3 protein-coding genes are annotated in these 4,144 nt (G+C 68.7%); all 3 read left to right on the top strand.

The window, feature by feature from the left end:
- Nucleotides 1-420: 420 nt before the first annotated feature.
- The 3 genes from NBW84_RS11160 (at nt 421) to NBW84_RS11150 (ending at nt 3,901) form a co-directional block, all read left to right on the top strand.
- Entirely contained in the window at nt 421-858 is a 438-nt protein-coding gene (locus NBW84_RS11160) for an SAV_6107 family HEPN domain-containing protein (RefSeq protein ID WP_445548691.1), read from the top strand.
- A 1,129-nt stretch (nt 859-1,987) separates the two neighbouring features.
- Nucleotides 1,988-2,752 (top strand): methyltransferase domain-containing protein, encoded by a 765-nt coding sequence (locus tag NBW84_RS11155; RefSeq protein WP_250284294.1) that lies wholly within the window; start codon nt 1,988-1,990, stop codon nt 2,750-2,752.
- Nucleotides 2,753-3,505: 753 nt separating this feature from the next.
- Nucleotides 3,506-3,901, top strand: coding sequence for a DUF3040 domain-containing protein (locus NBW84_RS11150; RefSeq protein ID WP_250284292.1), 396 nt, complete (start codon nt 3,506-3,508; stop codon nt 3,899-3,901).
- Nucleotides 3,902-4,144: the final 243 nt, after the last annotated feature.

The raw sequence follows: 4,144 nt of genomic DNA, 5'->3' as shown, positions 1-4,144 counted from the left end.
CCGCCGACACCGCCGACACCGCCGACACCGCCGGCCCGGCCGCCGGCCTTGTCCGGCCCATGTCGCGCTGGTCCGGCCGTGGCTTCCGACGATGTGGCGGTTCAGCCCACCGACGGTTCACCGCTGACAGCGATCCACTGCTGACAACGTGATAGCGGCCACCCGGTGGCGGCCACGACACCGCTTTCGGGGCACTCCCAGCCGTGCTCTCCGGCAACGTTGACGGTTCCGAGTGGGTGAGGTTTACTACTCCAGTAAGTCGAACATGTGTTCGACTTACTGGAGTAGGCCGTCGTGGCCTTGCCTACGACGACCAGAGCAGCTCGTCGTAGGCAAGGCCGTCATGCGAATAGCTGTCGCGCGAAAGATCGTCATGTGGATGAGCCACGTAGTGATGTCGTCGTATCGGAGGGAGCGGTCATGAGTCGGCAGGCCGTAGATCGACAGTCTCGAATCCAGGTCCCCCTCGCGGGGCTGCCTCGTCGTTCCCGCGACGAGCTGCTCATGGCCGCGCATCACGGCCTTGACGAAGCGAGCTTCGCCCGGGCTCCCGGGCAGCGGTACGCCCTGGCGCACCTGGCGGCGCTGCGGGCCGCCGCCGCTGTTCTCGTGGAACGGGCCCGGCCCCGCCACGGTCACCGTGGCCGGCCCGTCAGCGTCTGGCAGCTGCTGACACGAGTGGCACCCGAGCTGGCGGAGTGGGCACAGTTCTTCGCGGCCGGCGCGGCCAGGAGGACGGCCGCAGAGGCGGGCCTGTCCGTGGTCGGCGCCCGGGTGCCGACGACCTGCTCCGGCAGGCGGAGACGTTCCTCGCGGTGGTGGAGACCACGTTGGGCCTGCCGTCCCAGCCGGCGCTGACGGCCACGATCGTCAGCTGTGCCCCGCTTGTCGGCGTCACCCGCACGCCGGCGAAGGCAGGGGTGTGAACAGGACGAATACAGACAGCGCGGGCCGGGATGTGAAGCCGCACGCACACCGGGCACGGCCGGGGCACGGGTTCACCCCGCGTCCCGTGGACGGGCGGATTCTGTGGCTGCGGAGGCGGTGGCCCTCCCGCTGGCCGGTCGCGGCTCCTGAGCGGGCGGATTCTGGCCGCTGGAGAGACGCCTCCCGTTGTCGGGGGATCCTGGTTCTGGTCCGTCGGGGATCCCGGATGTCCGTCTACGTGCGGACGGAGGCTTCTGGCCGTCGGTTGTCGTGGGAGCCGTGTAGATCGTTTTGCGTATCGTAGATCAAACACTCACTATCGGTGACCGTTGGTGAGCGTCTTGATTATGACGGTAGGTCATTCGGATGGATTCAGTCATTGTTGGGGATGCCGCGCGATCGACAGCTGAAGGGTTGATCGGGGGGCTGAAGGCGGAAAAAGCGCGGGTTTTCCGCTCCTTCGGAGGTCATGGTTTCCGGACCGCCGACGGGGCGGTGCCACCGGACGCGCCTGTGGGGATCCAGGCGGTCACGGGACGAGCCCGGCGACGGCCGCCGGGCTGGGTGCTGCAGCTGATCGGTCTGTCTCTGGGCGGTCTCGTGGCCGGCATCGCCATCGGTTTCCGGCTACCGGCATGAGATTTCCGGCCACCGGTACGCGGGATGTGAGAGCGCAAGAGATGTACATGGAAGATGCGTACAGGAAACGCACGTGAGAGATGCGCCGATGCGTGAAGGGCGAGGGGGATGAGCCCGAGGGGGATGAGCCCGAGGGGGATGAGCCCGAGGGGGATGAGCCCGAGCGAATTGTAGCCACCCTGGCGCTTGGTCGCCCCGGTAGCGGTCGTTCGACGCCGGTCATCCAGTGCCGTCCCGCCAGCGTTGATCACGGTGCTGATCGTCATGGCGTCGGTCATCTCACCCTGACGTCGATCACCCCGGCGTCGATCACCCCATTGCGAGGTTCGCGGGAACCCGCCAGCGGGCATGGCCCGGGAAGGTCCAGGTCCCCGGGTCGCCTCGGGCTTCAAGGCCGCCGGGTCGCCGAGGGAGGTACGGCATGACCGTCAGAAGTCGTCCGGTGACATGGGGGGATCTGCGCCAGGCCGTGGTCTGGCGGGGGCTGTTGGACGCGCTGGCCACGGTGACGCCGCGAGCGGGCGACACGCTCGACGTGGTGGACGCGGGCGGCGGCAGCGGCGGGTTCGCGGTGCCGCTTGCCGAGCGCGGGCACCGGGTGACCGTGGTGGATCCCAGTCCGGACGCGCTCGCCTCTCTCGACCACCGGGCGGCGGAGCACGGGGTCAGGCATCTCGTGACAGCGCGTCAGGGAGATCTTTCCGTCCTGCCGGAGATCATCGGAGTGGGCCGTTCGGACGTGCTGTTGTGCCACACCGTGCTGGAGGTGGTGGACGAGCCGGTCACCGCGCTGACGGCAGCGGTGGCAGCCCTGCGTCCAGGTGGGCTGCTCAGCGTCGTTGCCGCCAACCGGGCGGCTGTCGTCCTCGCCCGTGCGCTCGCCGGCAGGCTCGCCGAGGCACAGCATGCGCTGACCGATCCCGGTGGGCGTTGTAGCGGCTCTGACCGGGCGCGCCGTTTCGATGGGGACGCGCTGGTGCGCATGGTAAGTGACGCCGGAGCCGATGTGATCGCGGTCCACGGGGTGCGGGTGTTCGCCGATCTGGTGCCCACGGCCGCCGTGGACGCGGATCCGTCCGCGGCGGAGCGGCTGCTCCAGTTGGAGATCGCCGCATCCTCCCGGGCGCCCTTCCGGGATCTCGCCGCCCACCTGCACGTCCTGGCTCACCGCCGGGACAACCGATGACACGACCGGACAGCACGGCCCAACGGCACAACCAGACAACACGGTCGGGCAGCGTGATCGGGCAGCACGATCAGACGGCATGACCAGATGGCATGACTGTGTGTGGCGGATGCTCGACTGCGCTCTCGTGGGCTCACAGGGCCGGTTGATGACGGGATGGGCTGGCGAGGGGCTGATGCGAGACCGACAGGAGGCTGGTGCCAGGGCGGACCGGAACGATCGTGATCAGGCGGGCGCACGGTGCAAGCGGTGCGGTACGCACGGGAGTGGCTGTCGAGCGCGTCCGGCATCCCTCGGATGCGGCTTTCCCGCGACGCCGTGGCCAGAAGCCATGGCCAGAAGGGCGTGGCAGGACGGAGGAGGGCTTCCGGCGCGGCAGTGACGAGGGCTTCCAGCGAGACGGCGGGACGGAGGAGGGCTTCCTGCGAGACGGCAGGACGGTGAGAGCTTCCGGCGCGGCAGAACAGTCAGAACAGTGAGGGCTTCCCCATGGCGACGGGGCGATTACACGCCGATCGTCCAGGGTGGGAGTGGGCCGGCTCCACCTGGGCCCGGGATGAGGGCTTCCCCACGGAAGCGGAACCGATCATACCGTGTGGCATGGGCCTTCGCACCTGCGGGGAGGAGCCAGAGCAGCAGGAAGCGATCGGTCTGTCTCGGCATGGTTGGTTGCCTACCGCCCATGCCCGGTCGTGCCTATTCTTGGGTGTCAGGTTCCGTCTGCCGGACCTGCCGGCCGTGGGAGGAGCGTCGATGCCGCTCTCGGAAAATGAGCAGCGCCTGCTTGATCAGATCGAGCGCGCCCTCGTCGAGGACGATCCCAAGTTCGCGAGCACGGTCCGCTCGACGAACCCTCGCACCTATCTCATGCGCAGGGTCCGCCGAAGCCTCCTCCTGTTCGTGGTGGGGCTGGTCGTCCTGCTCGTGGGAGTCGTTCTCAACCGGACACCGCTGATCGTGGTCCTTGGTGTGCTTGGTTTCGCCACGATGCTGTTCGCGGCGTCCCGGGGTGCTGCCGATCTTCGCCGGATCAGCGGTCGGGGCGGGGAGGCCAGCAGCCGCCGTCCGGCGGCCCCCCGCCGTCGGACCCGCCCCCCGTTCACCGAGCGGATCGAGGAACGGTGGCGCCGCCGATGGGATGAGCGTTGACCGGCAGGAGCCGTCGCCAGCCGATGAGATGATCAGTAGGCGGGATGGCCGTCGACCAGTAACGACCAAGTTGTGGTAGCGGTCGTTGACCGCGGGCCGGCGACCGCCGTCAGCCGGCAGTCAGCATGAACAACCGGTTTATGCGCTCGGCGGTCATGCGCCCGGCGTTCGCACCCTGTCCCGCTGCGTGTTCTGACTGTGTTGCCTGTTCCGAGCGTGCTGGCTGCGTTGGCCGTTCCGGCT

The sequence above is a fragment of the Protofrankia sp. CiP1_Cm_nod2 genome, assembly GCF_920664355.1.
Taxonomy (GTDB): Bacteria; Actinomycetota; Actinomycetes; order Frankiales; family Frankiaceae; genus Protofrankia.
This window is presented reverse-complemented; position numbering and strand designations above follow the sequence as displayed.

Excerpts from the sequence above, each read along its gene's own strand:
- NBW84_RS11150 (WP_250284292.1), top strand. The coding sequence starts at position 3,506 with ATGCCGCTCTCGGAAAATGAGCAGCGCCTGCTTGATCAGATCGAGCGC.
- NBW84_RS11160 (WP_445548691.1), top strand. The coding sequence starts at position 421 with ATGAGTCGGCAGGCCGTAGATCGACAGTCTCGAATCCAGGTCCCCCTC.
- NBW84_RS11155 (WP_250284294.1), top strand. The coding sequence starts at position 1,988 with ATGACCGTCAGAAGTCGTCCGGTGACATGGGGGGATCTGCGCCAGGCC.